Annotated in this window: 27 protein-coding genes; 15 read left to right on the top strand and 12 right to left on the bottom strand. The window is 42.4% G+C overall.

Annotated features, from left to right (window positions below):
- Positions 1–54: 54 nt before the first annotated feature.
- Positions 55–624 carry a hypothetical protein gene (locus tag MHH52_RS19010; protein WP_340004029.1) on the top strand — a complete coding sequence of 190 codons (570 nt, stop codon included), beginning with the start codon at positions 55–57 and terminating at the stop codon, positions 622–624.
- 58 nt (positions 625–682) lie between these two features.
- On the opposite strand, the gene MHH52_RS19005 is transcribed toward MHH52_RS19010, so the two are convergent.
- Both MHH52_RS19005 and MHH52_RS19000 read right to left on the bottom strand, forming a co-directional pair.
- Positions 683–970 carry an IS3 family transposase gene (locus tag MHH52_RS19005; RefSeq protein WP_340004028.1) on the bottom strand — a complete coding sequence of 96 codons (288 nt, stop codon included), beginning with the start codon at positions 968–970 and terminating at the stop codon, positions 683–685.
- Between the two features lie 74 nt (positions 971–1,044).
- On the bottom strand, positions 1,045–1,761 hold the full coding sequence (locus tag MHH52_RS19000; RefSeq protein ID WP_340004027.1) for a hypothetical protein: 717 nt from the start codon (positions 1,759–1,761) through the stop codon (positions 1,045–1,047).
- Positions 1,762–2,011: 250 nt separating this feature from the next.
- Between MHH52_RS19000 and MHH52_RS18995 the strand changes: the two genes are divergently transcribed.
- Both MHH52_RS18995 and MHH52_RS18990 read left to right on the top strand, forming a co-directional pair.
- The gene (locus MHH52_RS18995; RefSeq protein ID WP_340004026.1) at positions 2,012–3,538 is read left to right on the top strand and encodes a glycosyltransferase; all 1,527 of its coding nucleotides are present in this window, start codon (positions 2,012–2,014) and stop codon (positions 3,536–3,538) included.
- Positions 3,539–3,551: 13 nt separating this feature from the next.
- Complete coding sequence (locus MHH52_RS18990; protein ID WP_340004025.1) at positions 3,552–4,553, top strand: polysaccharide pyruvyl transferase family protein; 1,002 nt, start codon at positions 3,552–3,554, stop codon at positions 4,551–4,553.
- Here MHH52_RS18990 and MHH52_RS18985 read toward each other — a convergent pair whose 3' ends face one another.
- Positions 4,554–5,555, bottom strand: a complete 1,002-nt coding sequence (locus MHH52_RS18985) for a glycosyltransferase (RefSeq protein ID WP_340004024.1) — start codon at positions 5,553–5,555, stop codon at positions 4,554–4,556.
- 146 nt (positions 5,556–5,701) lie between these two features.
- Here MHH52_RS18985 and MHH52_RS18980 point away from each other — a divergent pair, with 146 nt between their 5' ends.
- Positions 5,702–6,991 carry a glycosyltransferase family 2 protein gene (locus MHH52_RS18980; RefSeq protein ID WP_340004023.1) on the top strand — a complete coding sequence of 430 codons (1,290 nt, stop codon included), beginning with the start codon at positions 5,702–5,704 and terminating at the stop codon, positions 6,989–6,991.
- A 29-nt stretch (positions 6,992–7,020) separates the two neighbouring features.
- On the opposite strand, the gene MHH52_RS18975 is transcribed toward MHH52_RS18980, so the two are convergent.
- The 3 genes from MHH52_RS18975 to MHH52_RS18965 form a co-directional block, all read right to left on the bottom strand.
- Positions 7,021–7,215: a hypothetical protein gene (locus MHH52_RS18975; RefSeq protein ID WP_313640035.1), complete on the bottom strand. Its 195-nt coding sequence runs from the start codon at positions 7,213–7,215 to the stop codon at positions 7,021–7,023.
- Between the two features lie 21 nt (positions 7,216–7,236).
- Positions 7,237–7,635 carry a hypothetical protein gene (locus tag MHH52_RS18970; protein ID WP_313640036.1) on the bottom strand — a complete coding sequence of 133 codons (399 nt, stop codon included), beginning with the start codon at positions 7,633–7,635 and terminating at the stop codon, positions 7,237–7,239.
- A gap of 116 nt (positions 7,636–7,751) precedes the next feature.
- Entirely contained in the window at positions 7,752–8,369 is a 618-nt protein-coding gene (locus MHH52_RS18965; RefSeq protein ID WP_340004022.1) for a DUF1796 family putative cysteine peptidase, read from the bottom strand.
- 331 nt (positions 8,370–8,700) lie between these two features.
- Here MHH52_RS18965 and MHH52_RS18960 point away from each other — a divergent pair, with 331 nt between their 5' ends.
- The 5 genes from MHH52_RS18960 to MHH52_RS18940 all read left to right on the top strand — a co-directional run bounded on the left by MHH52_RS18960 (position 8,701) and on the right by MHH52_RS18940 (position 10,948).
- Entirely contained in the window at positions 8,701–8,970 is a 270-nt protein-coding gene (locus MHH52_RS18960; protein WP_340004021.1) for a DUF305 domain-containing protein, read from the top strand.
- Between the two features lie 28 nt (positions 8,971–8,998).
- A complete protein-coding gene (locus MHH52_RS18955; protein ID WP_340009735.1) occupies positions 8,999–9,157 on the top strand; it encodes a DUF305 domain-containing protein in 159 nt (52 codons plus the stop codon).
- A 132-nt stretch (positions 9,158–9,289) separates the two neighbouring features.
- Complete coding sequence (locus tag MHH52_RS18950; RefSeq protein ID WP_340004020.1) at positions 9,290–10,315, top strand: aminoglycoside phosphotransferase family protein; 1,026 nt, start codon at positions 9,290–9,292, stop codon at positions 10,313–10,315.
- A gap of 37 nt (positions 10,316–10,352) precedes the next feature.
- Positions 10,353–10,646, top strand: a complete 294-nt coding sequence (locus MHH52_RS18945) for a GNAT family N-acetyltransferase (RefSeq protein WP_340004019.1) — start codon at positions 10,353–10,355, stop codon at positions 10,644–10,646.
- The gene (locus tag MHH52_RS18940; protein WP_340004018.1) at positions 10,643–10,948 is read left to right on the top strand and encodes a hypothetical protein; all 306 of its coding nucleotides are present in this window, start codon (positions 10,643–10,645) and stop codon (positions 10,946–10,948) included. The genes MHH52_RS18945 and MHH52_RS18940 overlap by 4 nt, the downstream gene beginning before the upstream one ends.
- Before the next feature lie 326 nt (positions 10,949–11,274).
- On the opposite strand, the gene MHH52_RS18935 is transcribed toward MHH52_RS18940, so the two are convergent.
- Positions 11,275–12,540 (bottom strand): MFS transporter, encoded by a 1,266-nt coding sequence (locus MHH52_RS18935; RefSeq protein WP_340004017.1) that lies wholly within the window; start codon positions 12,538–12,540, stop codon positions 11,275–11,277.
- A 49-nt stretch (positions 12,541–12,589) separates the two neighbouring features.
- Complete coding sequence (locus MHH52_RS18930; RefSeq protein ID WP_340004016.1) at positions 12,590–13,501, bottom strand: LacI family DNA-binding transcriptional regulator; 912 nt, start codon at positions 13,499–13,501, stop codon at positions 12,590–12,592.
- 205 nt (positions 13,502–13,706) lie between these two features.
- Between MHH52_RS18930 and MHH52_RS18925 the strand changes: the two genes are divergently transcribed.
- The gene (locus MHH52_RS18925) at positions 13,707–14,258 is read left to right on the top strand and encodes a hypothetical protein (protein WP_340004015.1); all 552 of its coding nucleotides are present in this window, start codon (positions 13,707–13,709) and stop codon (positions 14,256–14,258) included.
- 178 nt (positions 14,259–14,436) lie between these two features.
- A complete protein-coding gene (locus MHH52_RS18920; protein WP_042189863.1) occupies positions 14,437–14,682 on the top strand; it encodes a hypothetical protein in 246 nt (81 codons plus the stop codon).
- Positions 14,683–14,745: 63 nt separating this feature from the next.
- Here MHH52_RS18920 and MHH52_RS18915 read toward each other — a convergent pair whose 3' ends face one another.
- Complete coding sequence (locus MHH52_RS18915) at positions 14,746–15,363, bottom strand: histidine phosphatase family protein (protein WP_340004014.1); 618 nt, start codon at positions 15,361–15,363, stop codon at positions 14,746–14,748.
- A gap of 156 nt (positions 15,364–15,519) precedes the next feature.
- Here MHH52_RS18915 and MHH52_RS18910 point away from each other — a divergent pair, with 156 nt between their 5' ends.
- Positions 15,520–16,455, top strand: coding sequence for a LysR family transcriptional regulator (locus tag MHH52_RS18910; protein ID WP_340004013.1), 936 nt, complete (start codon positions 15,520–15,522; stop codon positions 16,453–16,455).
- A 33-nt stretch (positions 16,456–16,488) separates the two neighbouring features.
- Here MHH52_RS18910 and MHH52_RS18905 read toward each other — a convergent pair whose 3' ends face one another.
- The 3 genes from MHH52_RS18905 to MHH52_RS18895 are packed head-to-tail and all read right to left on the bottom strand — an operon-like array spanning position 16,489 to position 21,323.
- On the bottom strand, positions 16,489–18,318 hold the full coding sequence (locus MHH52_RS18905) for an ABC transporter ATP-binding protein (protein WP_340004012.1): 1,830 nt from the start codon (positions 18,316–18,318) through the stop codon (positions 16,489–16,491).
- Positions 18,315–20,156, bottom strand: a complete 1,842-nt coding sequence (locus MHH52_RS18900) for an ABC transporter ATP-binding protein (protein ID WP_340004011.1) — start codon at positions 20,154–20,156, stop codon at positions 18,315–18,317. The genes MHH52_RS18905 and MHH52_RS18900 overlap by 4 nt, the downstream gene beginning before the upstream one ends.
- 42 nt (positions 20,157–20,198) lie before the next feature.
- Positions 20,199–21,323, bottom strand: coding sequence for a helix-turn-helix domain-containing protein (locus MHH52_RS18895; protein WP_340004010.1), 1,125 nt, complete (start codon positions 21,321–21,323; stop codon positions 20,199–20,201).
- Between the two features lie 185 nt (positions 21,324–21,508).
- Between MHH52_RS18895 and MHH52_RS18890 the strand changes: the two genes are divergently transcribed.
- The 3 genes from MHH52_RS18890 to rbsK all read left to right on the top strand — a co-directional run bounded on the left by MHH52_RS18890 (position 21,509) and on the right by rbsK (position 24,113).
- A complete protein-coding gene (locus tag MHH52_RS18890; protein ID WP_340004009.1) occupies positions 21,509–21,799 on the top strand; it encodes a DinB family protein in 291 nt (96 codons plus the stop codon).
- A gap of 427 nt (positions 21,800–22,226) precedes the next feature.
- Positions 22,227–23,207: a LacI family DNA-binding transcriptional regulator gene (locus MHH52_RS18885; RefSeq protein WP_340004008.1), complete on the top strand. Its 981-nt coding sequence runs from the start codon at positions 22,227–22,229 to the stop codon at positions 23,205–23,207.
- 27 nt (positions 23,208–23,234) lie between these two features.
- Complete coding sequence (gene rbsK, locus MHH52_RS18880; RefSeq protein WP_340004007.1) at positions 23,235–24,113, top strand: ribokinase; 879 nt, start codon at positions 23,235–23,237, stop codon at positions 24,111–24,113.
- The last annotated feature ends 2 nt before the right edge of the window (positions 24,114–24,115 follow it).

Genomic DNA, 24,115 nt, shown 5'->3' with positions numbered 1-24,115 from the left:
AATTTGAGTGTGTATACTTAAATCATGATATAAAAAAACTTATGGGGGACACAGATGAGAAAGCCAATAATTGCAGTTGATATGGATGACACGATATGCCATCTAGTCAAACGAGCTATATACCATAACAACAACGATTTCCCCACGCATTTGCTGAAGTACGAGGAGATGCTTGATTGGAATACGGATCATTTACGTCATCCGGATTGTACACAAGATGTATTCTATGGGCGACCTGGTCTATATGAGGAACTTGAATTGTTCGACGAGCATGTTGTAGGAGAAATGGAGAAGCTACACAACGCTTATGATGTTATTATCGTTACGGCAGCCCAGCCCAAGGCAGTTGTTGAAAAATGGAACTGGCTACAGAAGCATATGCCGTTTATTCCCTTTGAAAATTTTTTCTCTTGCAAGCGAAAGAATCTTATTAATTATGATCTTCTGATCGATGACGGGGTTCACAACCTAGTTCCTGCAATGCAGGACGGAAGGAAGGTGCTCTGCATTCCACATCCATGGAATTTGAGAGCCCGTGAACAACATGCCTTTCCACTATTGACCTCCTGGGAAGGGGCAAAAGAGAAGATTGATCAGATATTAGAAATTCAAGAAATGAATTGATAATAAAAAGCTATTGCCTCCCCTAAAGGGGGGAACTGTGACCCGCTTTGTGGACAGTTTAAAAGAAAGACCCCGGAGACCAAGCCGGCAATGAGATGACTTCTGAAGGAGTCATCTTTTTTAATGTCCTCTGATATCGCTCGGAGTTGTAGTTGGTGATATACTCCGTAACACATCTTTCATGTGCCAAAAGAATGAGTCCATCGAAGTATTGTCCCAGCAGTTCCCTTTGCGGATATGGATTGTTGAAACCCTGTCTGTTGGATTTGGATCTGAGTTTCAGGATGCGTATAATGCATGACCTAATCAGAGTGAAGTGACTCTGATTAAAACACAAAAGACCCACAAGAAAGTCACTTTTTGCAAAGTATCTTTCTTGTGGATCACAGTTCAAGGTAGCTCTTTTCTGTGGGCGTTAGCCTATCGGTTCCGGGCAGGGACAGTAACATTTGGTCGGAATCCGGTGATATGTCGAATCGAATAAAAGACGACTTGAGCTGCTTCGGGGTTGCCGACAGTAGGACGAATAACGAAAGTGCCATGCCCTACCGATTCCAGAACACCGATCTGGTTTGGCGGATTGCCGTTAGCGCTTGATCCCCCTGAATCAATAACCTCGATAACATCACCGACAAACCGCAGCAGGTTCGACCGAAGTTCTGTCTCACACGAACTTTCCGGTGTAGTCACATTGACGATCGGAGCCGGAATCACGATGGGGGACGGCTGGGTCAGCTCTACATTGGGTGCGGCCACATGAATGTGAGGCGGCGGGCATGCTGGAACATTGACGATTGGAGCTGGAATTACGATAGGAGACGGCTGGGTTAACTCTACATTAGGTGCGGCCACATGAATGTGAGGCGGTAGGCATGCTGGAACATTGACGACTGGAGCTGGAATCACGATAGGAGACGGCTGGGTCAGCTCTACATTAGGTGCGGCCACATGAATGTGAGGTGGCGGGGACGTTGGAACATTGACGACCGGAGCCGGAATCACAATGGGAGAGGGCTGGGTCAGCTCCACATTCGGAGTGGCAACATTGATTTTCGGCCGCTTGCAAGAAGGGAAATGAATGATTGATCTACTGCGGCGTGTACATTTACGGATAATAATCTGTTTTCTCTTTTTCACGAGATGCTTTTTCCTGGGGCGACTCGTTTTCTTTATCAATATATAGGCACCTCCTAGAATGATCAGTGTATCTTACTCAGTTTTTTAAGAGTTGGCATGGTCAATCATCCATATTTTGAAATAAAGGCTAATGCCATCAGTCGGTCAAAGATGATGACTTTGTCTATAACTAAATCGCTCCGTGCTTACTATAATAGATTGGATGCAAGTCTAAATTACAAAATATAGGACTAGAAGGTGAAGCTAACTCATGGCGATTGTTATCTATCCGCCAACTATAGACTGGGAATATATGAAACAGCGGCCGCAGCATATAATGAGCATGTTCGCAAGCCACGGTTTCCCTGTCCTTTATTTTAACAAGCAAAATAAGGAAGGACCTGTCTTGTATAAAGCGGCACCCAATTTATATGTGGTTAACCATTTTGAATTCTTCATGCAGGTTTTATTTCCCCTTCTGAACGGTGAGAAGAAGCTTTATTGGTCCTCTTGGAGTAAAATGCTGGGGATTGCCTCCCACTTTCAGCCGGACACGATCGTCTACGACTGTGTTGATGATTTCCCGGATTGGGAGACGGATGAGAAAAATTGGGTTCATTTGGCTGATATGATCGTCTGTACGGCGGACCACTTGCAGCAAAAAATGCAGCAACAGGCCCCAGGCAAGCCCATAACTATGATTCGGAACGGCTGTGATTGGAACCATTTCTCCGCTGCAGTGTCGATGGAAACCCAGTCGCTTCATCCACTTTCACCAACTGCTGAATTTAAGATCGGATATATAGGTGCCTGGGCCCCTTGGGTAGATGAGGAGCTAATACGGAAGGTAGCAAGTGCATTTCCCAACTCTCAAGTCATCATTGTCGGTCCGAAGTTGCGTGCGGACGGTGACCAGTTAGGGTCAAACGTATTTAATCTCGGTTACCGGAATTATGATGAGCTACCTCAAATCCTATCTTACTTGGACGTATGTATCATTCCGTTCCGCATCAATCGTATCACGGAGAGTACTAATCCCATTAAGGTATATGAATATCTGGCAGCGGGAAAACAAGTGGTTTCGACAAACCTTCCGGAAGTACGCAAGCTTCAGGCGTTCGTGAGCGTTGCTGACAACCACGACGAATTCATTGAAAGTGTCCGCTCTGCCCTGGAAAGCTCCAAGGAGGAGCGGTTCAGTTTATCCCAGTTCGCCAGAGCTTTCAGTTGGGAGCAGCGGTTTGCACAAATTTATGCCATGCTGAAACAACATAGTCCCGACATTATTTCTCCATCTCCTGCTCCGGCGAAGTTGTCGGGGTTGTTGGATGCCATGGCGAAGGGCTACGTGTCCAGCCTAATTCCTCTCGTGCACGGCACGGTAAATTCCTATTATGAGACACGAGTACTCGTAGATGATTATCCCATGATTGGTAAGCTGCCTAGGGGAGAATACCAATGCTTTTTGCAGATAGAATCTGGCGTAACTTTGCCGATTTTTGAAAGAGCATATCTGGAATTTGAGTGTTCTGCTCAGCATGCAGCCACAATGGATATTATCGTTCAAGTGGGAATCAGCAGCATAACATGGGACCCCCGGCAGCTGACGTTCCGCAATAAGCCTTCCAGTACGCCTTGTTCAGTTTGCAAATACTCGGACTATGTCAGCAGTACGATATCAGTCGAGGTGACCTCCATTCTGCAGGCTGGATCTCTTGTAAGCTTTCATCTTAGTACATTGCAACCGCAGCTGATCGGCATTCAAAAGCCTAGATTGACACTAATATCTCAGTCGTAAGGAGGCAACCCCCTTGAATATTTGTGTGTGTGGTTATTACGGGTACGGTAATTTCGGTGATGAACTGTTTCTTCAAACCCTGTCAGGACAATTTCTGGAGGATCAAGTATTTCCCTACACGCCGCAGGTTGATATAAGCCAGGTGGATGCAGTGATTATTGGTGGTGGCGATTTAGTTACCCCTTACCATTACAATAACTATTACTTCCCGCCCGCTCTCTCCGACCTACCCACATGGGTGTATGGTGTAGGGTTCGTTGATTTCTACCCAGAGGAGACATGGCCGGTAGAAGAAGTGCAGCAGTACAGAGAGCGTCTACAGCAAACCCAAGGACTCTACTTGAGGGATAAGTGGTCTGCGGAGATTGCTGAAAAGTATCAGTTCCACTCTATGGTTAAAGTTGTACCTGATATAGCATTCAGCTACAAAGAACCTCATTACCCTTTCCGCTTCTCCACAGACCGAGAGGTTATCGGAGTTTGTGTGTTTTCATATGAAGATTTTCCAATGAAAACGATGCTTAAGCTGCTGGCAGATTTGTCTCGTGAGGAATATCACCTTGTCCTTATTCCTGTAGTACATCATATGGGTAATCCTTACAACGATTCACCCGTTTGTTCCCGGATCCAGGAGGAATTGTTGGCCGACAACCCCTTAGCAGAAATCTTTATTGCAAATGTCATGACGGATTTAAACATGACATATCAATACATCCAATCGGTAGATTACCTAATCTCATTCAAGCTGCATCCGGCTTTGGTGGCGTTACGTGGAGGGATTCCCGTGTTGTGCCTAAGCAAGATGGGAAAGGTTAGGAGCTTATTCCAATCACTTAATCTTGAACCATACACCATGGACTACGAAGCGCCGTTTCAGGACATTTCGGATCGAATGCAGAAGCTGCTGAAGGAAGGGAAAAAGGATGTAAGCAGAATTCTGCCCCTGATTCGGCAAAAGGAAGTGGAAGGAACGGAACAGCTTCGATTGCTGAAGGAACAACTTCACAGAATCTAGCTAGAACACGAAAGCTTCAATTTCCTTTACTCTGTGTGTCCAGGTGTTCTGTAAAGCAAATTTACGCCGTGCTTCACAGTCTCCCGGATCTCTGAGACGCGAGGCTACAAGCTTCAGAAAATTTTCCGGGCTTGACGCAACATCTACAAAGGGCTGCATGAGTTGGCATTCCGGCAAGCCGGTACTTATCACCGGTTTGCCGGCTGCCAAGTACTCATACGCCTTAATGGGGTTAGTGGCAAGGGTTACCGTGTTAAGAAGGAAAGGGATAAGACATACATCCAACAGGCGCAGGTAGCTTGGCAACTGATGGTGCGGTTTCATGCCAGGAAAATGTAGACCAGCTCGGGAAGGAAGAAATTTACGACCAAATTCCGGTCCAATGATGATGACTCTAGCTTCACTTTGTTCTCTTGCCAGTCGTGTCACGAGCTTCGAATCAATCCAGGGAGCCCATGCTCCGATATATCCTAATGTAGGAACGGTTGGAAAATCTTCAGGCATTTGCTGATCATCCGGCTCACCTGGAAGGTGAAGCCTCATGTCAGTATCATACGCATTGCGGATCAAAGCGAGCTTCTTATCTGGGTATTGCCTGGTTATCCGACGGAACAATCGTTCCGAGGTACATATGATAGCATCAGCGGTAGCGGCCATGTTCCTTTCGTACGGGGCCCACTGCGGAAATTCATCCACACAGTCATAAATAATTTTATCTGATTGATAAGCTTGTAATGATAAGGACAACTGGGGAAGCGTGCACCAGACTATTACTGGTGCCGACTTTCTTTTTTGGATGTCCGGCCACTCAGCTTTCAGCCATCGCTCATGATGCTTTACGAGATAAAGACCGGGTGAAATTTCCTCAGGGGGGGCTTCTTCCTGCGTTTTATTACAGTAATAAACCGTATGCCCGGCACGAGCCAGGTATTTCATCAGTTGTTGCGGACGTTGTTTCATCCACGACCAGTCAATCGTGGGAGGATATATAAAAATGGCCATCAAAACACATCCTTTCTTTCAATTAATATAGAATGCACTTCCTATCTTATGATGGAATACTGCATTCTGCACCAAGCCAAAAGAATACTCATAGGATGTAGAACTATTTTTAGAAGCCCATGTAAGTAGCATTGGGGGGGAGAACTATGAATGTGCTTATTTTCTCAGATGAACGGAAATGGGAAGCAGATCTGACTGCTTCCAGCGTGTACTCTATATTCCCAGCAGCCAATGTGTATACCGCCGATGAAAAGTGCAGAGAGGGTATCCAAGCTTGGATAGATAACTTACCATATCCTTATTTGCTGACTGTGCGTGCCGGTACAAAACTCCTCCCGGCTTTTCGTAGTGAAGTAGAACGGGCTTTACAAAGCCTGCAACTGGAAACCTTGGGATGGATCATCTTCTCCGTATCTGAAGCAGGACCTTCCGTCTTCGAGGTCGATCATCATTCCACACCGGTGCTCTGGAAAAGGGGGTGTATCAGGGAGGGGTTAACCAAGGGATTTGCTAATCGTGCCTTTCTTCCATTTCCGAAACTGCTTGTTACTGATAAGCAAGCTCAAGCCACAGACGTTGGATGGTCCGGGACGACGGTAGCCGCGACGGGCTTTATGCTTCCGAAGAGAATTATGGCTAGACTTGGTAAGCCGGACGTTGAACGCAAATTTATCGTCCCCATTCTTACCTCAGCTACATCTGCACCGGCACTTTCCCTGGGAGGACCAGACATTAGTATTCTACTATGTGCATACAACGAGGAGAACTATATTCCATGGGCCGTCAGGAGCGTGCTTGCTCAGACATATTCGGCTTGGGAACTGATCATTGTGGATGACGCCTCATCGGATGCTACTGCCGCCTTGCTCACGGTATTCATGCCCGATTCACGGATCCACTATATTCGCAATGAGACCAATCAGGGGAAGGCGCACAGCCTTAACCGCGGGCTGCAAGAGGCGCATGGGCGCTGGATTATGGAGCTTGATGCAGATGATTGGCTTGTGCCGGAATGCCTGGAGTTAATGATGACAGTTGCTGGGGGGGATGCAGGGGAAACGGCTCTCTGGTACAGCGACTATTATGAATGGGTCGAACTGAGAAGCGGAGAACTTCGTTTTAAAGGTCTGCGCCGTTCATTGTCTACCATTGACGGGCAGCGACTCTTGGAACATGCTGTGCCTTTAGCCCCCCGATTTTATCGAAAAGAGACTTTGCTCCGGATCGGAGGTTGGTACACAGAAGACCCTTCCGGAGGTAGACTGTATGAGGATTTCGAGATGATCGTAAGATTGCTGAATACCTTTCCGATCGCTTATGTTCCTACGGCTCTATATCATAGGAGGCTTCATCCCTCTAGTATTACACGGCGCCATACCTACTCATATGGGGATTGGAAGAAATGGCTAGAAAACTCCAGGCATAGAAAAGGATAAGGGGAGCCTGTGGCTCCCCTTATCAGAACTTACATAAGAATACGGACATAATTCACCTGAGTAGTCACAAGGTTCATTTCCACCGGCGCATAATACCCTTGTGTCTCTGACAGGGTGAAGAAACCATTCCCTACAAAGATCAATTGTCCGGTGAAAAATTCATTACTCAAAAAAACCTCGACGGTACGGCCGAGATAGGTTGCCAACAACTGCTCAAAAGTCATATCGTAAGCTCCTTTCTAACTTTAAATAACGCCATTAATTTGAGCAATCGGGACTAAGATGATGTCCCCCGATTCTTCTAGAAGTTGGGCAACATCTGTTCCGAGCATAATCAGAATTCCGGTGACGGAACCGGCATCCGTTATAAGAGTAACCACTGTGTCGATACGGCTCTGAAGTATGGTGATGATTGGGTTTTGGGGAACCGGTTCCGTACGATTAAACATCACCGTATACCCATTGGAGTCTGCAGACTGAAACTCTAGAGTAAGCCCCTCTTCAAGCAAATAAGATATGCAGGATGCAATATCTTTCCCGTATAAATCTTCTTCAGTCGTGATTCCATTATTTGAAATGCTTGTAACTAGTATGCCTCCGACTAGATTGTTATAAGAGCCTCTTAGAACGATAATATCAGTCATAGGGCCGCCTCCTTATTTCATTTCGTGACCTAGAGCCGTTAGGTCTGTAACTTTATCATACGCAACTATGGAGAATTTGATATGGATATATAACCATTGTCAATGTACTTTGATTGTTACCAGGGTCTGTCAAACAATTGCTCCCACGCGCCATCCGCTCCCCGCCAATCCTCGCCTCTTGGAATTCTAACCGCCTTGAGGTGCTCCAGCCCCCATTCCTCACTGACTACATCCGTTCTTGACCAATCTTCATGATTGTTGACGGCAAGCAAGACATAGTCGGATGTCCCAATCCAAGGTTTGACGGCTTGGAGCAGTTGAAGCGCCGCTTCCTTCGTTAATTGAGTCCGCACCAGCACAATAGATGGACTTTGGGCGAGTGTGTCTAAAAACCGCTGAGCTCTACGTTCTATTTTTTGTTTAAACGCAGCATATTCCTGATTCCATAGGCTTTCAGGCTGGATAAACGAGAAATCATGATAGGAGTCGATGTTGTAGTGGGTATCTCTTACAATGTAATGCTGATGCGCCTTGCCGATCAATTGAACTTGGTCGAAGTCCATGTAATACTGAAACTTATTATTAAATAACTTTACAAGTCCGGGAACGGATTCGGAGATGAACCAGTCGAAAGGACCGGCCTCCTTACGAAGCTTCATGCGCCGGAGCTGATAGGAGGTTTGGCAGGAAGAGCCAATACTGATGATGTCGTGATATTGCCCTAACGATTTCATGGCCCTGATAACCTCCTTCTAACAGGTTAATTCTTCTACAGATTATGTGAAGTACAAGAAGGAGTGAGGGCGTTAAGATCAAAATTGAATACAAAGTATGCTTGATAGGTTATCCGTTACTACATTAGTGAGGATTATCCAAAGGTCTCCTGGAAAGTTGCAAAAAGAGCAGGTTGCTTTAATAGATAAATTGAGGTAACTCTATTCCTTTGGGCATCCTCAGGATTCAGGCTTTTATTCATGTCAAGGAAATTGGAGTCTGAATGATCTAGGAGCATACCCATAATACTTCGCCTTCGCATACACTATCCAGAAAGGAGCGTTTAATCTTATGGATAGAAACTATAAACTAAGCAACGTGACACAAGCTTACCTGAATGCTTACTATACTATTCTAAAAACCATGATTAGAAGGATGACAAGTGTACCTCTCTCGTGTAGCATCTCAGATACCTTTATTCAGCAGATGATTCCTCATCATCGCGCAGCCATTGAAATGTCTAGGAATATACTTAAGTACACGACGAATCTTGAACTGCAGAGTATCGCTACAAATATCATTTCAGCACAAACCAAAAGTATGGTCCGCAACTGTAACTAATGGAGTGAATGCTAATTTTGTGCGAGAGATGATTCCCCATCACGAGGGCGCTGTGCGAATGTCAAATAACGTCCTTCAGTTCAATATCTGCCCAGCGCTAAAACCTATTCTGTATGCAATCATTACCACTCAATGCGAAGGCATAGAACAGATGAAACGCCTGCTAAACAACCTCGATAATTGCTAATATACCCGTATCAAAAAAGCAATTGCTTACCTGGAACATCCGGATAAAAGCAATTGCTTCTTTAGTTTACGACTCAGCTCTATAGAGATATACTCTATATGTTTTTACTCCATCCGGAAAGGGATACATAACATGGAAAATCTGAATTATAACTTATATTTTGAAACGCTATGTGCAAAATACGAGTTAGGTCATTTGAAAAATGAACCTGAACAGGTAACAGGCGGTCTTCTACACAGAATGTATCGTCTACAAACGGACAAAGCGTTATATGCAGTGAAAACTCTAAATCCTCAAATCATGCAACGGGATACAGCCTTGTACAACTATACTCTTTCTGAAAAAGTTGCGAATATGGCTTATCAAAATGGAATAAATGCAGTACCGGCCATCGTATCCAATGATCGATTTATGCATGAAGTTGAGGGTCAATTCTATTTATTGTTTCCATGGGTCGAAGGTAAGTCTTTGCCATCCGATGAAATTGATATAGAGTGTTGCAAAAAGATTGGGGAAATCCTTGCGAAAATTCATAAGATCGATTTCTCTACACTTCTTGATCATCCTATTGAAAATCTTGAGGCAGTAAATGCATCCACTGTTTGTTGGAATGAGTATGCTCTAAAAGCAAAGCAGGATGGTTTGGGATGGTCTAGTTTGCTATTCGATAACCTGAACCAAATAAATCATTGGGAACAACTTGTAGATTCTTCAGCGGAACAATTATTGAATCATATGGTGATCAGCCATAGGGACTTAGATCAAAAAAATGTATTATGGGATGAGCATCACATACCCATTATTATTGACTGGGAAGCAGCAGGACCTATCCATCCAACCCAAGAGCTGATTGACGTAGCCCTGTATTGGTCAAGTTCTGAATCGGCAAGTGAAAGCAAAGATGCTTTCTGTACGCTTATTAATGCATACCGCGATCATGGTGGCGAGATTTATGCTAACTGGTCCGATGTGCTCAACTATGGTTTTCGTGGGAAGCTAGAATGGTTAGCTTATAATATCAGACGGTCACTTGGACTAGAGAGTACGGATGATACGGAGCGAGAACTTGGAACTCGTGAAGTAATAAGAACAATAACTGCTATAAATGACTATGCTGATTTTATTCCTAAATGTTTACTATGGTTAAGTGATCTTTAAGATGATCTTATCCAATTCGCTAAAGGAGGGCTTAATCATGAATGTAGTAAACGCTACTATGGAGGATATAAGAGGGTGGCTATCAGTTTCAAAGCAAGAAAGAAATAAAGGAGTCGCGACAGCCCTTTTTAACCATATTCTCCAAAGTATCGAAACCCCAGCAGAGATATTCGTTACTACATTTGGTGAGGATCATCCAGAGGGTCAACCTGCTAGAAGATTTTATCAGAAGTTTGGTTTTGTTCCTTTGCAGGATGGTTTGCCGGATGGCACTGAAGGTGGCTCAAGACAAGATTTCAAGTTGACGATTGCTCACAAGGATTATTTATGAAAAAATTAATTTATTTATCGACGATTTCAATTTTCTTGTTAGCGATTTCTATTAGCCCATTATTCAACTATATCCGTGAGTATATTATTTCAGATCAAATTAATCAGCGTTATGAGATAACCCATGCTGAAAAGGGTTATAACACTTTAAACGTTCAAGAACTAACGGTTGTTGATAAGAATATTAAAATTCAAGAAGAAAATACAGGCAGGAAAGCAGAATTGACCCTATGGGATGCAGATGAAAATGTCCCACCTGGAGATATTGTGAGAAATAAGTATAGTCCAAAGACTGACAGATGATAGTCAGCCGATGGAAAAGAGAAAATGGAAAATAATCACGGTCACATGATGAAAGCATAGAAGAAAAGGTGCTGAGTTATGCTCAAAGAAGTGATAATCATCTAGGTGTCAAGCTTATCGGGTCTCTGGTACATCACTTATGGGTATGGGTTACTACTCGGATATAACAAAAGGTTATCCCAGCGTTATCTTCCCACTCTTATTTCCGTTTCTAACTGGTGTGTTGGGATTCTTTATAATGATAGTAGTGTTTGCTCTCTTACTAATAAAGCTTCATCATAGACGTGTTATTAAGAACAGCGGGCGATAAAGGCCAAGTTCTAAAATTACTTGTAGTTACGAATCACCTTTAACTTGGTCAAGGTTGATAAAGCAAACAGTAGTAGAAGGACTCCGATGGAACCCATGACAGGGGCTGGACTGAAGTGATCGGATAGGAATGAGACGGCTGTAAGACCAAGTGAGGGGGCTACACTCATAATGGAGCCTAGTACACCAAAGACTCTACCCTGTATATCCTCCGAAACTTCCAGTCTAAGGATGGTATTAATCAGCAATGTACAGAATGAGAACATAAAGCCAATTAGAAGAATGATGGGAATGGCTAACGCAGCAGTAGTGACGAACGATAACAGGAGGTACATGGGACCCAGACATAGCAGTCCAGTCATGATAAGGAAGCCGCGGTTCTTTAATTTGGAGCCGAGAAACAATATCATGCTGGAACCAATCATATAACCAAGTGGAATACAGGCTTCCATGAGTCCAAACTGAAAGGGACTAGAATTCCATACTTTGACGGCCATAACTTGCGTTAGCATCAGTGAAGGCATAAAGAACAAAGTGAGCGTGGGGAGCATAATGATAATCGCTCGGGCGAAGGGGTATCTCCAAATATAACGAACTCCATCAGCAAGATCCTGCGTAAATTTTCTTTCTTCCTTAGGTGCGGTATTTACTCGGTTTGGCAGCGGAAGGGAGCGAACGGCAAGAACCAGTAGAAAGGAAACAAAAAATGTAGACCCATCAAATAAGATGGCATCAGCCGCTCCAAAACTCGCTACAAAAATACCTCCAGCCGAAAACCCAATAGTCCGACAGATGTTCTCCGACAAGTTCAGAATCCCGACCGCTTTTTGCACATGTTCTTTGCCAACAACAGTGGTAATAGAAGCTTGATAAGCAGGGGACTGGAATAAGGCTGAGACTGTCGTAAGTCCCGTCAGTATGGCCACGATAATGAATGATGTCGAAGCCAAGGAAATGGCCAAAGCAAGCGTAACTACTAGACCGAAGCTTATCAAATCTGTGATCAACATGATTGTTCTGCGATTGATCCTGTCTGCAAGTGTACCTCCTATCGATCCGAGCAAAGAACTGAGCAGTAAATTGATTATTGTGATAATGGCAATCATTTTAGCGCTTCCGGTCGTCTGAAGTACCCATAAACTTAAAGCAATATTGTGAAATGTATTTCCAAACAAAGAAATGGAATAGGAGCTGAGTAGCAGCATAAATCTCCGGTTTCTCCAAAGGGTTGGATTGGATTGAACGGCGGTGGATGCATATTTTACTAAAGCAGGATCTGGCATGGATTACTCTCCTCTCAACTTAAACGCTTAAGTGAATATCGAAAAAAAATTAATTAACAAAATAACGATTATTCTCTTGTTCGGAGTAGTCAGGACGGTGTAATAACTCGTGCATCAGTTTAAAAGCGGTGGTTGCTTTATCCCCTGTGAATATGAATTTCTTAACGTCTTCTCCAAGCATTTCTGGGCAATTACAGGTACAAAGAACAGAAAGCCGTGCAAATACCCCGGACTTTTCAACATAACTTCCGATAAACTCATTAATAACTATGGCTTCTTTGTAGATCCCCTCCGATAAGATTGTATTCAATTCCTCCAGATTTTGAATTTTGAATATTGCTTTTTCAGGTAAAGGAAGACTGTCTTGGATAAAGTGAGTGAGCAGGGAGTTATTGAAGCTCTCCATAATTAAACATACCTGTGAAAGATCCTCCGGCATTACCTTTTGTAGAGCTAAACGATAATTGTAAAGGACTTGCTTAAAGAGCTTATCTTCAATCATGCTGTCGATCAAAATCAAGGGAATACCTTCTACAAAATGCTTAGAAATCGAATAGAAGGAATCATCACGGACATCGATCAGAAAGACGGCTTCGAGTTTTCTTTCGACGATGATATCCATAGAAGGATGGTCAGTATCAAGAGAGTATAATAGCGTATGATATCCAGCATCTGTTAAACGCTGTTCCAAAGCACGAATAAATGTGAACTGGGCATAGAGCTTCCAATGTGGCATATGGGCAGAATTATTGACAAGTACGCCTATCAATCCCGTTTTTTTATTGGCTAGCGAACGGGCTGCTAGATTAGGAATGTAATGAAGCTCTTCAGCAAGCAGCAGAATTTGATTGCGGGTCTTCTCAGGAATGGTTTGGTTATCGACGCGGTTCAGAACATAGCTCACAGTTGCAACGGAGACATTGGCCCGTAGCGCGATGTCCTTCATTGTAGTCTTTTTCACCAGTAAACTTCTCCCTTGCTGAGATATTTATTTCCAAATATTATCATTAACACTTGAGAAGAGTCAACGATTGACTTTTTATCAAGAAGATATTGATCTCTGTGAAATCGCTTTATATACTGACACAAATTTGTGAAATCATTCACTTAATTATTAAGAATTTTAATATATAATTAATTCATAATCAAAATTAGGGGGAATCGAAATGAAACTATTTAAAATGATTTTAGTGGCAGGGGTTTCGGTAGCAGTATTGGCTGGTTGTGGTGCAAATGAGGATAAAGCAACCAATTCGGCAGCAACTTCAGCTCCAGCTACTGAGCAGACAGATGCAGTCACTACAGCCTCGATTGTGAATCAAGCAGATGCATTTACTAAGGCTGTTAGCAAAGATGGAAACTGGATTGTTGCGATTCTAAATGACGTAACGATTGCTGAAGAGGTTGTTGTAGCTGGAGAATTTCATGATAAAGGCGCCGCAGATGGTGACATCTACCGTAAGCTTGCCCTTTATGCGCAAGACGCGGATCATAAGATCACTGCCAACTACACACTTACCGTACCTAAGTTAACCGTACAAAGTGAGAATCTGAGAGTTCAAGGCGGAACGATCAAAGGCGACGTGTTTGTAGAAGCGAAAGGATTTAACCTGCATGAATCCGCAACTATAGATGGTAACCTCTACTTCGCAAGCGAAGATCTGAAAGCATCCGCAGGTATTGATGGAAAAGTGACTGGAACAACAGAAGTTAAATAATTACGTAATCTTCTCGTAGAGTAGAAGCCAATCCATAGACTATGGGAGGGCTTCTTTCTTTTTGCGGTGGTGAGATGTATCCCGGTTTAGATGGTTGTGGATAATGATTATGTGATCTTTGGTTGATTTTCTAAATATTGATCTTATAATATTACTACCACTACTAGGAGGAACACATATGTCTAAGGAGTATTCACGCACGTATATTGAGAGTGTAAAGCTTGAAATGTTAAATAGATTGGGATTGAAGCAAGTGTTCTTTAAGGAGCAAATAGGTGACGGTCTCATTTTTGAAGCGGTGGGATTTGATAAAGGGAGCAAACATCGTTTTTGCGTTAGACCGAAGACGAAAACGATTGATGAATTCATTTCAGGAAAATGGATGAAGGTCCGTAGCTTTACAATCAAAAGTGTAGAGATTTAAAGTTGAAGTCTAAAAAGGTAACCCCGTTTAAATCGGAGTTGCCTTTTTATTTTTGAGACTGATTCATTGATAATGTGATGTATCGCCATACAGATCGATGGTTGTATGGTTATCAGTTAGAGTAACTTTACATAATGCTGTGGAGAGAATATCCGGTAGTTCTCCTAATTCCTGCAATGATTTATTGAGAAAATGAGCCATAATGACTTTCAGAGTCATCCGATGTGTGACAATAAGCACCTCAAGTCCTTCGTTATCGTTAATGATACGCTCAAGAGTCGGCGTTACTCTTTGTTCAAGCTGACTATAGGTCTCACCTGAGGCTAGAGGAATAAAAAGATCAGGTCTAGTGAAAAAATGTGAGAACTGTAAAGGATATTCTTGTTCAATCTGATCTGTGTTCATTCCTTCCCAAATGCCCATGTTAATTTCCATTAAAGAAGCTTGCTGTTGAATCGATAAACTCCGACTTCCTCGTAAAATCTGCGCAGTATGCAATGCTCTTGGACTAGTACTAGAATAAATGGCTCCTAAATTTTCGCCTTCCAAACGATCTCTCAACCATTCCGCTTGCTGTTCGCCCAAGGTTGTTAACGCTGAATTTTGATGTCCTTGCATTCTTTTCTGTAAATTCCATTCGGTCTGCCCGTGACGGGTTAAAAATAATACTGTCTCTTTCATTAACGAAACCTCCCTTTTGAATAGTTGTAAGTATAAGATAAATAATTATAAATAAACAATATATAATAGTTAATATCCATAATGTATAGTTATAGTAAGAAAGCCGAAGGTCCGTTAAATAATGATTTTATTTTATATAGTTAGGAAGAAATCAGGATGAACTATCATGTATTAAAATTGTTTTACTACGTTGCGATAACCGGTAGTGTGACCAAAGCCTCTGAACGTTTGCACATCAGTCAACCGGCTATATCCGCGCAGATCCGCAAGTTTGAACGGGAGAATAATATTTTATTATTAGAGGTCAAAGGGAAGAGGATGGTGCTCACACCTATTGGAAAAAGATTGATCGAACCTCTTGAGAAGTTATTTGCCATGGGTGAACAAGTTCAGCAGATCATAGAGGATTATCACAAATTTCCCGAGGGTCATATTCGGATCGCAGGTAATTATCTGGCCACAAGTATACTCATTCCCAGGTGGGCGTCATTATTCAAACAATCTTTTCCGGAAGTTAAAATTCAGATCACTACTACTAATTCTCATGAAGTCATGGAACAATTAAATAACTTTGAAACAGACGTGGCGATTTACAGTGATATGGAGTTCCCTTCGCATAATACAGGTGTATTCGAACATAGGGAGTTATACAAGGACGAGTATTTGTTCGTGGTTGCTTCTAATCACCCTTTTGCCAAGCAGCAGGTTAGATTTGAGGAAGTTGTATCTGAAGCATTTATTATGAGAGAAGAAGGCAGTGCAGCCAGAGAGAGACTTGTTCAATTGTGTGAAGAAAGAAAGGTACAACAGCCGAAGATCGAGCTTCAATTTAATGGAGTGAATGAAGTTATTCAAGCCGTGATTGCGGGTTATGGGATTAGTTTTGTATCCTCTTTGTTAGCAAAGCCTTACCTTGATCAGGGGACGTTAGCTAATGTTGCAGTAGAAAATGTAGTTTCCAAGCATTCGATATGGATGGGCTACAGAAAGAAGGAACTTCAGGAAAGCTATATTCAGTCGTTTATTACGCTTGTTATGAAACAATTAAAAGAAGAGTATAATTTATACACCAATCCAGCCCATAAACCTTAATTAATGTATTAAGATGTATGAGCTGAACTGAGATCATAGATGTGAATGTAATTGAAGCAACTCATTTTGACTTATGTCTTCTGCTTCTGATGATTTAAATTGAATGTTATATAATTGTGAGTAAAGCCCATTCATTTCTAATAAAGAATCATGAGTACCTTCCTCAACGATGGAACCCTGATCTAATACGATAATTCTAGATGCTTCTCGTATGGTGGATAGTCTATGTGCAATAACCAATGTTGTTCGATTCTTCATTAACAAATCAAGAGATTGCTGAATCATTCGCTCAGATTCGTTATCGAGTGCGGAAGTGGCTTCATCTAGAAGAAGGAGTGGAGCATCACGAAGAAAAGCTCTGGCAATGGCTATGCGTTGTCTTTGTCCACCAGATAAAGTCGATCCATGTTCACCTAGGACAGTGTCATAACCATTAGGCATTTTCGTAATAAACTCCTCTGCACCTGCGAGGCGAGCGGCCTCTCGGATATCTTCTTCGCTAGCTGAACTAGAACTGAAGGCGATATTGTCTCGTATAGTTCCTGAGAACAAATAAGGGGTTTGGGGAACATAGGTAATCATTGCTCGTGCTTCTTCAAGCTGATCATGAACAGACTTTCCATAAACCGAGATGCTTCCTACCGTAGGCTCATAAAGTCCATTACATAATCGAACGAGCGTTGTCTTCCCTGACCCGCTTGGCCCGACAACAGCGATAGTTTCTCCATGTTGTATATGAATATTAAGCCCTGTAAATAATGAGGATTCATTATCCGTTTTACCCGAATAGTTGTAGTAGAGATCCTCTATTTGTAATGCAGCAACCTCTTCAGAAGCTAATGGTGAAGAGCTGGATTCTGGTAAAGGATGATTAGCCCCTTCATCAGGTGCATCGAGTATAGCGAATACGCGATCAGCCGCACCTAAAGCTTCCTGCACACCTCCCCATGTTTGAGACATATGGACAAAGGGCCATTGGACCCTACCCATCAGAATAATAAAAGCGAGAACTTCACCTGCTGATGTTCCGCCACTTAGAGCTGATAACGCAATTAAAGCGGCGCATGTCACCATAACTAGATTGTTGATAAAGGCGGAAGATTGCCATAAGAGACCATTTAGAAGTGATCTTCGCAGCTGCATTCTTCTTAACTTCTCACGTTCTAACGCATATTTTTTTAAGAGAGTTTCTTCAAGCGAAAAGGCTCTGATGACCTTCATTCCTTGAAGCGTTTCTTGTAAAATTCCTCGTAATTCCGCCTCTTTTGCATATATTTGAGTAGACAATTTACGTAATCTGCGATCAAAGAAACGTCCGGAAAGAAAAACAAGGGGGCCCGATCCAAGAGCTAACAGTGCGATCCAGACATCCATTTTAGCCAAATATAGAAAGGAAATGAAACACAGAAGAAGATTATAGCCTAAATCGTATACAATGCTGTTTATCATCCCCATGGCCATCCCTGCATCCTTAGTGTTACGCGAAGTCAAATCACCTGAATGCATGGACTGAAGGTAACGGAATGGAATTCGGTGACTTTTGTCAAATAGTTTCGCACGAATATCCCAAGCCATCCGACTCTGCAAAACGAAGCGGAAGTAATGCTGCAGCATAAGACAGCAGATAATGATGACACAAGCAATGGCACAGATTACTGTTACGCGTGTTAATGCATCCATATTGGCGTTGTTGATCGTATCAATAAACACTTGCTGAATGGCTGCAAATCCTATATCCATTACAAGCTTAGCAGAGAGCAGGAGTACAGCCACAATAAATCCAATTCGATAAGGGCTAGCATAAGAGATTAATCGACGCAGAGCATACCCCAGTTTAAGATTCTTGGATTCCATCTCATTCATATCCCTTCCTCCCTGACCAGAGTAGAAATATCAGCCTTCTTCATTGATGTCTCAACCATATTGTAATACTGTCCTTGTAAAGTCATTAACTCCAGATGAGTCCCAGCTTCAACAATAGAACCCGCTTCCATATAATAAATGTGATCTGCATTTCTGATGGTAGATAGTCTATGCGCGATAACAACCGTTGTGCGATCATGCATGAGTTCTTGCAGGGCCTGATCGACAATCTCCTCATTATGGCTATCAAGTGCAGCTGTGGGTTCATCAAGAAGGAGAAGCTTAGGCGCTCGAACAAACGCTCTGGCAATAGATAGCCGCTGCCTTTCGCCGCCAGATAAGGTATGGCCTCGTTCCCCAATGGAAGTCTGATATTGAAGTGGGGTTCTCATTATAAATTCGTGGATCCCCGCACTTTTTGCCGCTTTAATAATTTCTTCATAGGTTGCGTCAGGTCTTCCCCATGCAATATTTTCATATAGGGTTCCAGTGAAAAGATAAGGCTCTTGAGATACATAAGCCAAATGATTACGCCAAGCCCGAAGGGGGATGCTGCTTAACGGCAACTCACCAGATTGGATGACCCCTTCATTAGGTTCATAGGTTGCGAGTATTAATTGAAGGAGGGTGCTTTTTCCACTGCCGCTAGGACCGGCAAATGCGGTTACTTTACCTGGTTCTATGGTTAGATTGACGTTAGTTAATACACGATTATTACTATAATGAAAACCTACATTCTCAAAGGTGATAGGGTATAAGCCACTGATTGCTTGGTTGTTATTCATCGGCATTTCTTGATGAGAATCATCCCTATTACATTCACGGCTTTCGTCTTCTTCTTGTAAATCAAGGACCTCAAACAACCGCTTACCTTGCGCCAGTGAGGCTTGTAATTCAGTCCAAAGATTAGCTAACTTTGATACAGGATTTGTAATTTGCTCGAAACAAATAAGAAATGCCGCCACTGCACCCACATCCAATCTCCCTTGGATAACTAGATATCCGCCATAGGAGAGAACATACAGCAATCCACCAAGGATAACGGCAAAGGGCATATTATAGCCCACAGCTTCCAATCGTGAGACTGGTAGATGAATGTTGAAATATTGCTTAACACGTTGTGTGAATTGATTATGAAGCTTGGGAGCAAGGGAGAAGGCACGCACAACCTCGGCACCCTGTACCGTATCTTGAATAAACATTTGTTGAGCGGTTTCAATTTGCTGTCTTTGCTCGTGCATGGAGCGTAGGCGGGATGTGAAGGGAATCATCACGAGTGGAACTAGCGAGCAAATCAAAATAGTTCCCAATGTTAAGGCATATTGAAGTGAGAGCAGATAAGTTAGGAGAAATGTAATTTGCAACAGATTACTGAATAGTTCGATGGTCTTCTGATTGATACCTTGCTGAGCAGCAGGGGCAGAATCATTGATACGACTAATGAGATCTGCTGAATGATAACGGTCTAAATCTTTCATCTGTACGTTTAATAACCTAGCTAGAATTGATACCTGAAGCTTGGAGGTCGACTTGAACTCAAGTACACCTGATAAGTAAGTCAGTAAGAAGCTGGCTAGAGCATCTACAATAACGATTACTAGAGCAAAGATGGCACCAGACATCAAAAAGGACATGTTCTGAGTAGTAGCAGCGTTGATTATACGCCGTAAAGATTCGGCTATCCCTACTGTTGCAAGGGAAACGACGGCTGCTAAGAAACACAGTATCAGGTACCAACCTAAATAGGGTTTTCCAAGTTTCAGTAATCGCATAAAAGTGTTAGAAACTACTCTGGATTTTTTTATCGAGTCAGCTTCTATGTTTGTAGATCCATTCAATTTAGACCCTCCCCACTATGGTTTGAATTTGCTGCGGTTCACTTAAAAGATGGGAGATTCCTCATCCAGCATGACTTTTGTGGTGACGGCAAGTAATTCTCTCAATTTATCCATTCGAAGATGGTAATATAATCGATGATCCGTTCTTTTTAATTCGATAAGGTCTAAAAAGAATAGGAAGTTGGCATGATAAGTTACTGCCGCGGGCGTTATGCCAAGTGCTGATGCAATTTCTTGTCCATAGTGAGGGCGATTCCTTAAGAGCAGCAAGAAGTCTAAACGTCGTTTATCCGAGAATGCTTTTAAAAAAAGTTCGGTTTTCTCTCGATCAGCAGCAGGTCCGAATACATGATCATTAAAAATGCCGAAGATAACCCAAGCGATACGAGAGTTTCCTGCGTATAAGAAGAGAGTATGATTCCCAACTTGTGAGAAGAAGCTGACATGAAAAGTAGTGGGAACATCATAAACTGCAGGTTCATTTTTGTTGATATCACGAATGAATCTTTCAGGATTAGCTAGGAACAGACCTTCATAACGCTGAGAGGCTTGTTCAGACTCCCTTCTTAACTCCTCTTTCCAAAGTGAAAAGACATCCTTGTAGAACTGGTTTAAGAGCTGCATATAACGTAGCTTGGTTTCTTCGGGATAAGCAAGACACTCTAGTAATGGCCCCTGCGCTTCAATCACATCAAGCTGCGGTTTTGTTCTTGCCACAAGCTCAGCCATTAAACGGGTATCCTTCTTAACGATTTCCCAATCGTTTCCTTCTAGCAACTCATCTAATTTATCGTGATACACGCCATATACCATTTCAGCGACTACTTTTTCTGCAGGACTCTTTTCCAGTCGAGTTATCCATGCTTCAGCTGTTTGTGGTTCTGGACAGGTGCAAATGGATTCATAGAAAGCAAAGTCGAGTGCTTTATGAAAAAAGTTGTACTGGAAAAAAAACTGAAGTTCTCGGTAGGAGTGAGGTGACAACCGTGCTCGTGCATCTTTATGATAAGATAACGCTTGTGGGTCCATTTCAAGTTTGTAATCCTCTGCTGCCTTAAGCAACTGCTCTTCACAAGCAATCATTCCCATAGAAAGAATGAATTCCAAAGCTTCGTTGTACGCAAATTTAATGTTCGATAGTAAGGTATCTTTCATGTTATCTTCCATCACAGCCTCCGATATTTCTTGATATGGAATTTAAATGTTGGGATAATACGACTAATATTTAATTATTACTTAATGTTAAAATAAACCATTCGTTTTCTTTTGTAAAGGGATATTTTACAATTCGTACTAACTGCTGGGATTCGGTTGTCGTGCATGGTAAAGCCTTTCATTCCGCTAGGGAGCTTATGCAATTGCCGGAAAGCTTTGAACGATTATTTGCGAAAGGTACTAAACCTGCAGAGTGGAGCGAGAAACCACCAACACTTGAAGTGTTAATTGAGATGCTTTCGGAGCAACCCAAACGTATTCAGGAAGTTATGCACAATCGCTTAAGTGAGCAAGTAACCCCTCTTACAACGGGTAGTGGATTAACCTTAAATACAATCGGAGAATTCATAAATTTTACGCTTTACCATGAAGGGATGCACTACAATACAATAAAACTATTAAATAGATTTGCAGATAAAAGTCTTTAGAGATCGTTAGAAGCCGAAAGTTTAAGGCCAAGGAGGCATCCGATGGAAGTTGGAAGAATCTTAGGTATCGCTTATAATGTGATTCCGGTTAAAGACCTAGAGAAGTCTCCAGCTTGGTTTGTGAAACATTTTGGCACTTCATAACTATTTAGTTTCAGAAGATGTAAAAGTCGGAAACATTAGCGACGAAGGTGAGTATGGGAAGTTTTTTGTCTTTGAAGATCTGGATGGTAATTTATTTGATGTTTGGGAACACCATGATTGTGTTTGTGAACTGGTTTATTATCCTTTCTAAGGATATCGATTTCTTATCGATATCTTTTGTTATATATTGGAACGAAAAAAGATTTGTAATGAAAGCGGTTTTATGATAATCTAATAACTGTAATACATGTAACCGGTTACACATTGGGGGATGAAATAAATCATGATGACGATTAAAGATGTTGCAAAAATAGCTGGGGTGTCGGTAGCAACCGTTTCAAGAGTTATAAATGAATCTGGTTATGTGAATATCGATACTCGAAAAAAGGTTGAGGCAGCGATCAAAGAAATGAATTATACCCCTAATGAGGTTGCAAGATCTTTGTATAAACGGAAATCCAAATTAATAGGACTTCTATTACCTGACATTACGAACCCCTTCTTCCCGCAATTAGCACGTGGAATAGAAGATCGGATGCAGGAGCATGGTTATCGGATTATTTTTGGTAATAGTGATGAGAACGAGGACAAGGAATTGGATTATATTCAGACCTTTATTCAAAATAATGTCATCGGCATGATCTCATCAACTAATTTTCCCGAGAGTGACGTTTATTCTAACTTGAAAATTCCGGTCGTATTTCTGGACCGTACTTCTAATGATAGCCCCTCCGTATACGCAGATGGCAGAAAAGGCGGACGCCTTGCTGCGCAAGAAATCATTGCACGGGGAAGCAAAAAGATTACAGTAATGCAAGGACCGGCGCATATTAAACCGGCGCAGGATCGATTTCAAGGTGCGATTGAAGTACTTGATGAAATGGGAATCACTTATCAAGTGATTCAAACTTCATCTTTCTCCCACACAGAAGCGGAACAATGGGCTGTAGAGTTGTTTGATAAATATATAGATACAGATGGTGTAATTGCCAGTAATGATATCGTGGCGACAGCAGTTATTCATGAAGCACATCGCTTAGGTAAAAGAGTGCCACAGGATCTCCAAATCATTGGATTCGATGATATCCCACTTAGCAGCCTGTTGTCACCTTCGTTATCCACTATCCGTCAGCCTGCACATGACATGGGACGAGAGGCGGCTGGTTTACTTATTAAGTTAATTGAGCAAGATACGGTAGAAGATAAAATCATTCAATTACCTGTTAGCTTTGTGGAGCGGGAAACAACAAGAAGTAAAGAATAGATGACAACATAAGAAAGGTTGATGAACATGGCTAAGATTTGTGTAATTGGAAGTTGCTCGATGGATTTGGTGGTGACCTCTTCCAAGCGACCTCACGCGGGTGAGACCGTTCTAGGAGAAAGCTTCGCTACCGTTCCAGGAGGTAAGGGAGCGAATCAGGCCGTAGCAGCTTCACGTCTTGGGGCAGAAGTTACGATGGTTGGTTGTGTAGGTGAAGATTTCTATGGTACGGAGATCATGGATAATCTTAAGAGAAATCGGGTTTTTACCACAAATGTGGAACCGGTTACACATGCCGAAAGTGGGACAGCTCACATCATTTTAGCAGAAGGTGATAATAGCATTATCGTTGTAAAAGGAGCGAATGATTTAGTTACTCCTACTTTGGTTGAGCGAGCACTTGATACTATTAAAGATTCTGATATGGTGTTAATCCAACAAGAAATACCAGAAGAAACGGTGTCATTTGTAAGTGAGCTTTGCCATAAATTCAACGTACCTATGCTGCTTAATCCGGCACCTGCTCGCCCAATCAGTGACACGATTATAGAAAATGCTGCCTATCTAACGCCGAACGAACATGAATGTACGATTTTATTCCCTGGGATGAGTACTGCTGATGCCTTACGGAAATACCCAAACAAGCTGTTTATCACAGAGGGAAGCAATGGCGTAAGATTTTACGATGGAGAACAAGAAGTTCTGGTTCCCACTTACAAAGTGAATGCTATAGATACGACTGGAGCTGGAGATACTTTTAACGCGGCATTTGCAGTTGCTTTAGCTGAGGGCAGCTCCATTCTGGATAGTGTAAAGTTTGCCAATCGAGCAGCATCTTTATCCGTTACTAAATTTGGTGCTCAAGGTGGTATGCCAACAAGAGCAGAGGTGGAGGCGAATCTGTAATT

The organism is Paenibacillus sp. FSL K6-0276 (assembly GCF_037977235.1).
Taxonomy (GTDB): domain Bacteria; phylum Bacillota; class Bacilli; order Paenibacillales; family Paenibacillaceae; genus Paenibacillus_AQ.
The sequence above is the reverse complement of the archived record's forward strand: the minus strand, read 5'-3'. Positions and strand labels throughout refer to the sequence as shown.

What these genes read in the sequence shown, in the direction of transcription:
- MHH52_RS19010 (WP_340004029.1), top strand. Translation starts at nt 55, where the DNA reads ATGAGAAAGCCAATAATTGCAGTTGATATGGATGACACGATATGCCAT.
- MHH52_RS18995 (WP_340004026.1), top strand. Translation starts at nt 2,012, where the DNA reads ATGGCGATTGTTATCTATCCGCCAACTATAGACTGGGAATATATGAAA.
- MHH52_RS18985 (WP_340004024.1), bottom strand. Translation starts at nt 5,555, where the DNA reads ATGGCCATTTTTATATATCCTCCCACGATTGACTGGTCGTGGATGAAA.
- MHH52_RS18980 (WP_340004023.1), top strand. Translation starts at nt 5,702, where the DNA reads ATGAATGTGCTTATTTTCTCAGATGAACGGAAATGGGAAGCAGATCTG.
- MHH52_RS18975 (WP_313640035.1), bottom strand. Translation starts at nt 7,215, where the DNA reads ATGACTTTTGAGCAGTTGTTGGCAACCTATCTCGGCCGTACCGTCGAG.
- MHH52_RS18970 (WP_313640036.1), bottom strand. Translation starts at nt 7,635, where the DNA reads ATGACTGATATTATCGTTCTAAGAGGCTCTTATAACAATCTAGTCGGA.
- MHH52_RS18965 (WP_340004022.1), bottom strand. Translation starts at nt 8,369, where the DNA reads ATGAAATCGTTAGGGCAATATCACGACATCATCAGTATTGGCTCTTCC.
- MHH52_RS18960 (WP_340004021.1), top strand. Translation starts at nt 8,701, where the DNA reads ATGGATAGAAACTATAAACTAAGCAACGTGACACAAGCTTACCTGAAT.
- MHH52_RS18955 (WP_340009735.1), top strand. Translation starts at nt 8,999, where the DNA reads ATGATTCCCCATCACGAGGGCGCTGTGCGAATGTCAAATAACGTCCTT.
- MHH52_RS18950 (WP_340004020.1), top strand. Translation starts at nt 9,290, where the DNA reads ATGGAAAATCTGAATTATAACTTATATTTTGAAACGCTATGTGCAAAA.
- MHH52_RS18945 (WP_340004019.1), top strand. Translation starts at nt 10,353, where the DNA reads ATGAATGTAGTAAACGCTACTATGGAGGATATAAGAGGGTGGCTATCA.
- MHH52_RS18940 (WP_340004018.1), top strand. Translation starts at nt 10,643, where the DNA reads ATGAAAAAATTAATTTATTTATCGACGATTTCAATTTTCTTGTTAGCG.
- MHH52_RS18935 (WP_340004017.1), bottom strand. Translation starts at nt 12,540, where the DNA reads ATGCCAGATCCTGCTTTAGTAAAATATGCATCCACCGCCGTTCAATCC.
- MHH52_RS18925 (WP_340004015.1), top strand. Translation starts at nt 13,707, where the DNA reads ATGAAACTATTTAAAATGATTTTAGTGGCAGGGGTTTCGGTAGCAGTA.
- MHH52_RS18920 (WP_042189863.1), top strand. Translation starts at nt 14,437, where the DNA reads ATGTCTAAGGAGTATTCACGCACGTATATTGAGAGTGTAAAGCTTGAA.
- MHH52_RS18915 (WP_340004014.1), bottom strand. Translation starts at nt 15,363, where the DNA reads ATGAAAGAGACAGTATTATTTTTAACCCGTCACGGGCAGACCGAATGG.
- MHH52_RS18910 (WP_340004013.1), top strand. Translation starts at nt 15,520, where the DNA reads ATGAACTATCATGTATTAAAATTGTTTTACTACGTTGCGATAACCGGT.
- MHH52_RS18905 (WP_340004012.1), bottom strand. Translation starts at nt 18,318, where the DNA reads ATGAATGAGATGGAATCCAAGAATCTTAAACTGGGGTATGCTCTGCGT.
- MHH52_RS18895 (WP_340004010.1), bottom strand. Translation starts at nt 21,323, where the DNA reads ATGGAAGATAACATGAAAGATACCTTACTATCGAACATTAAATTTGCG.
- MHH52_RS18890 (WP_340004009.1), top strand. Translation starts at nt 21,509, where the DNA reads ATGCAATTGCCGGAAAGCTTTGAACGATTATTTGCGAAAGGTACTAAA.
- MHH52_RS18885 (WP_340004008.1), top strand. Translation starts at nt 22,227, where the DNA reads ATGATGACGATTAAAGATGTTGCAAAAATAGCTGGGGTGTCGGTAGCA.
- rbsK (WP_340004007.1), top strand. Translation starts at nt 23,235, where the DNA reads ATGGCTAAGATTTGTGTAATTGGAAGTTGCTCGATGGATTTGGTGGTG.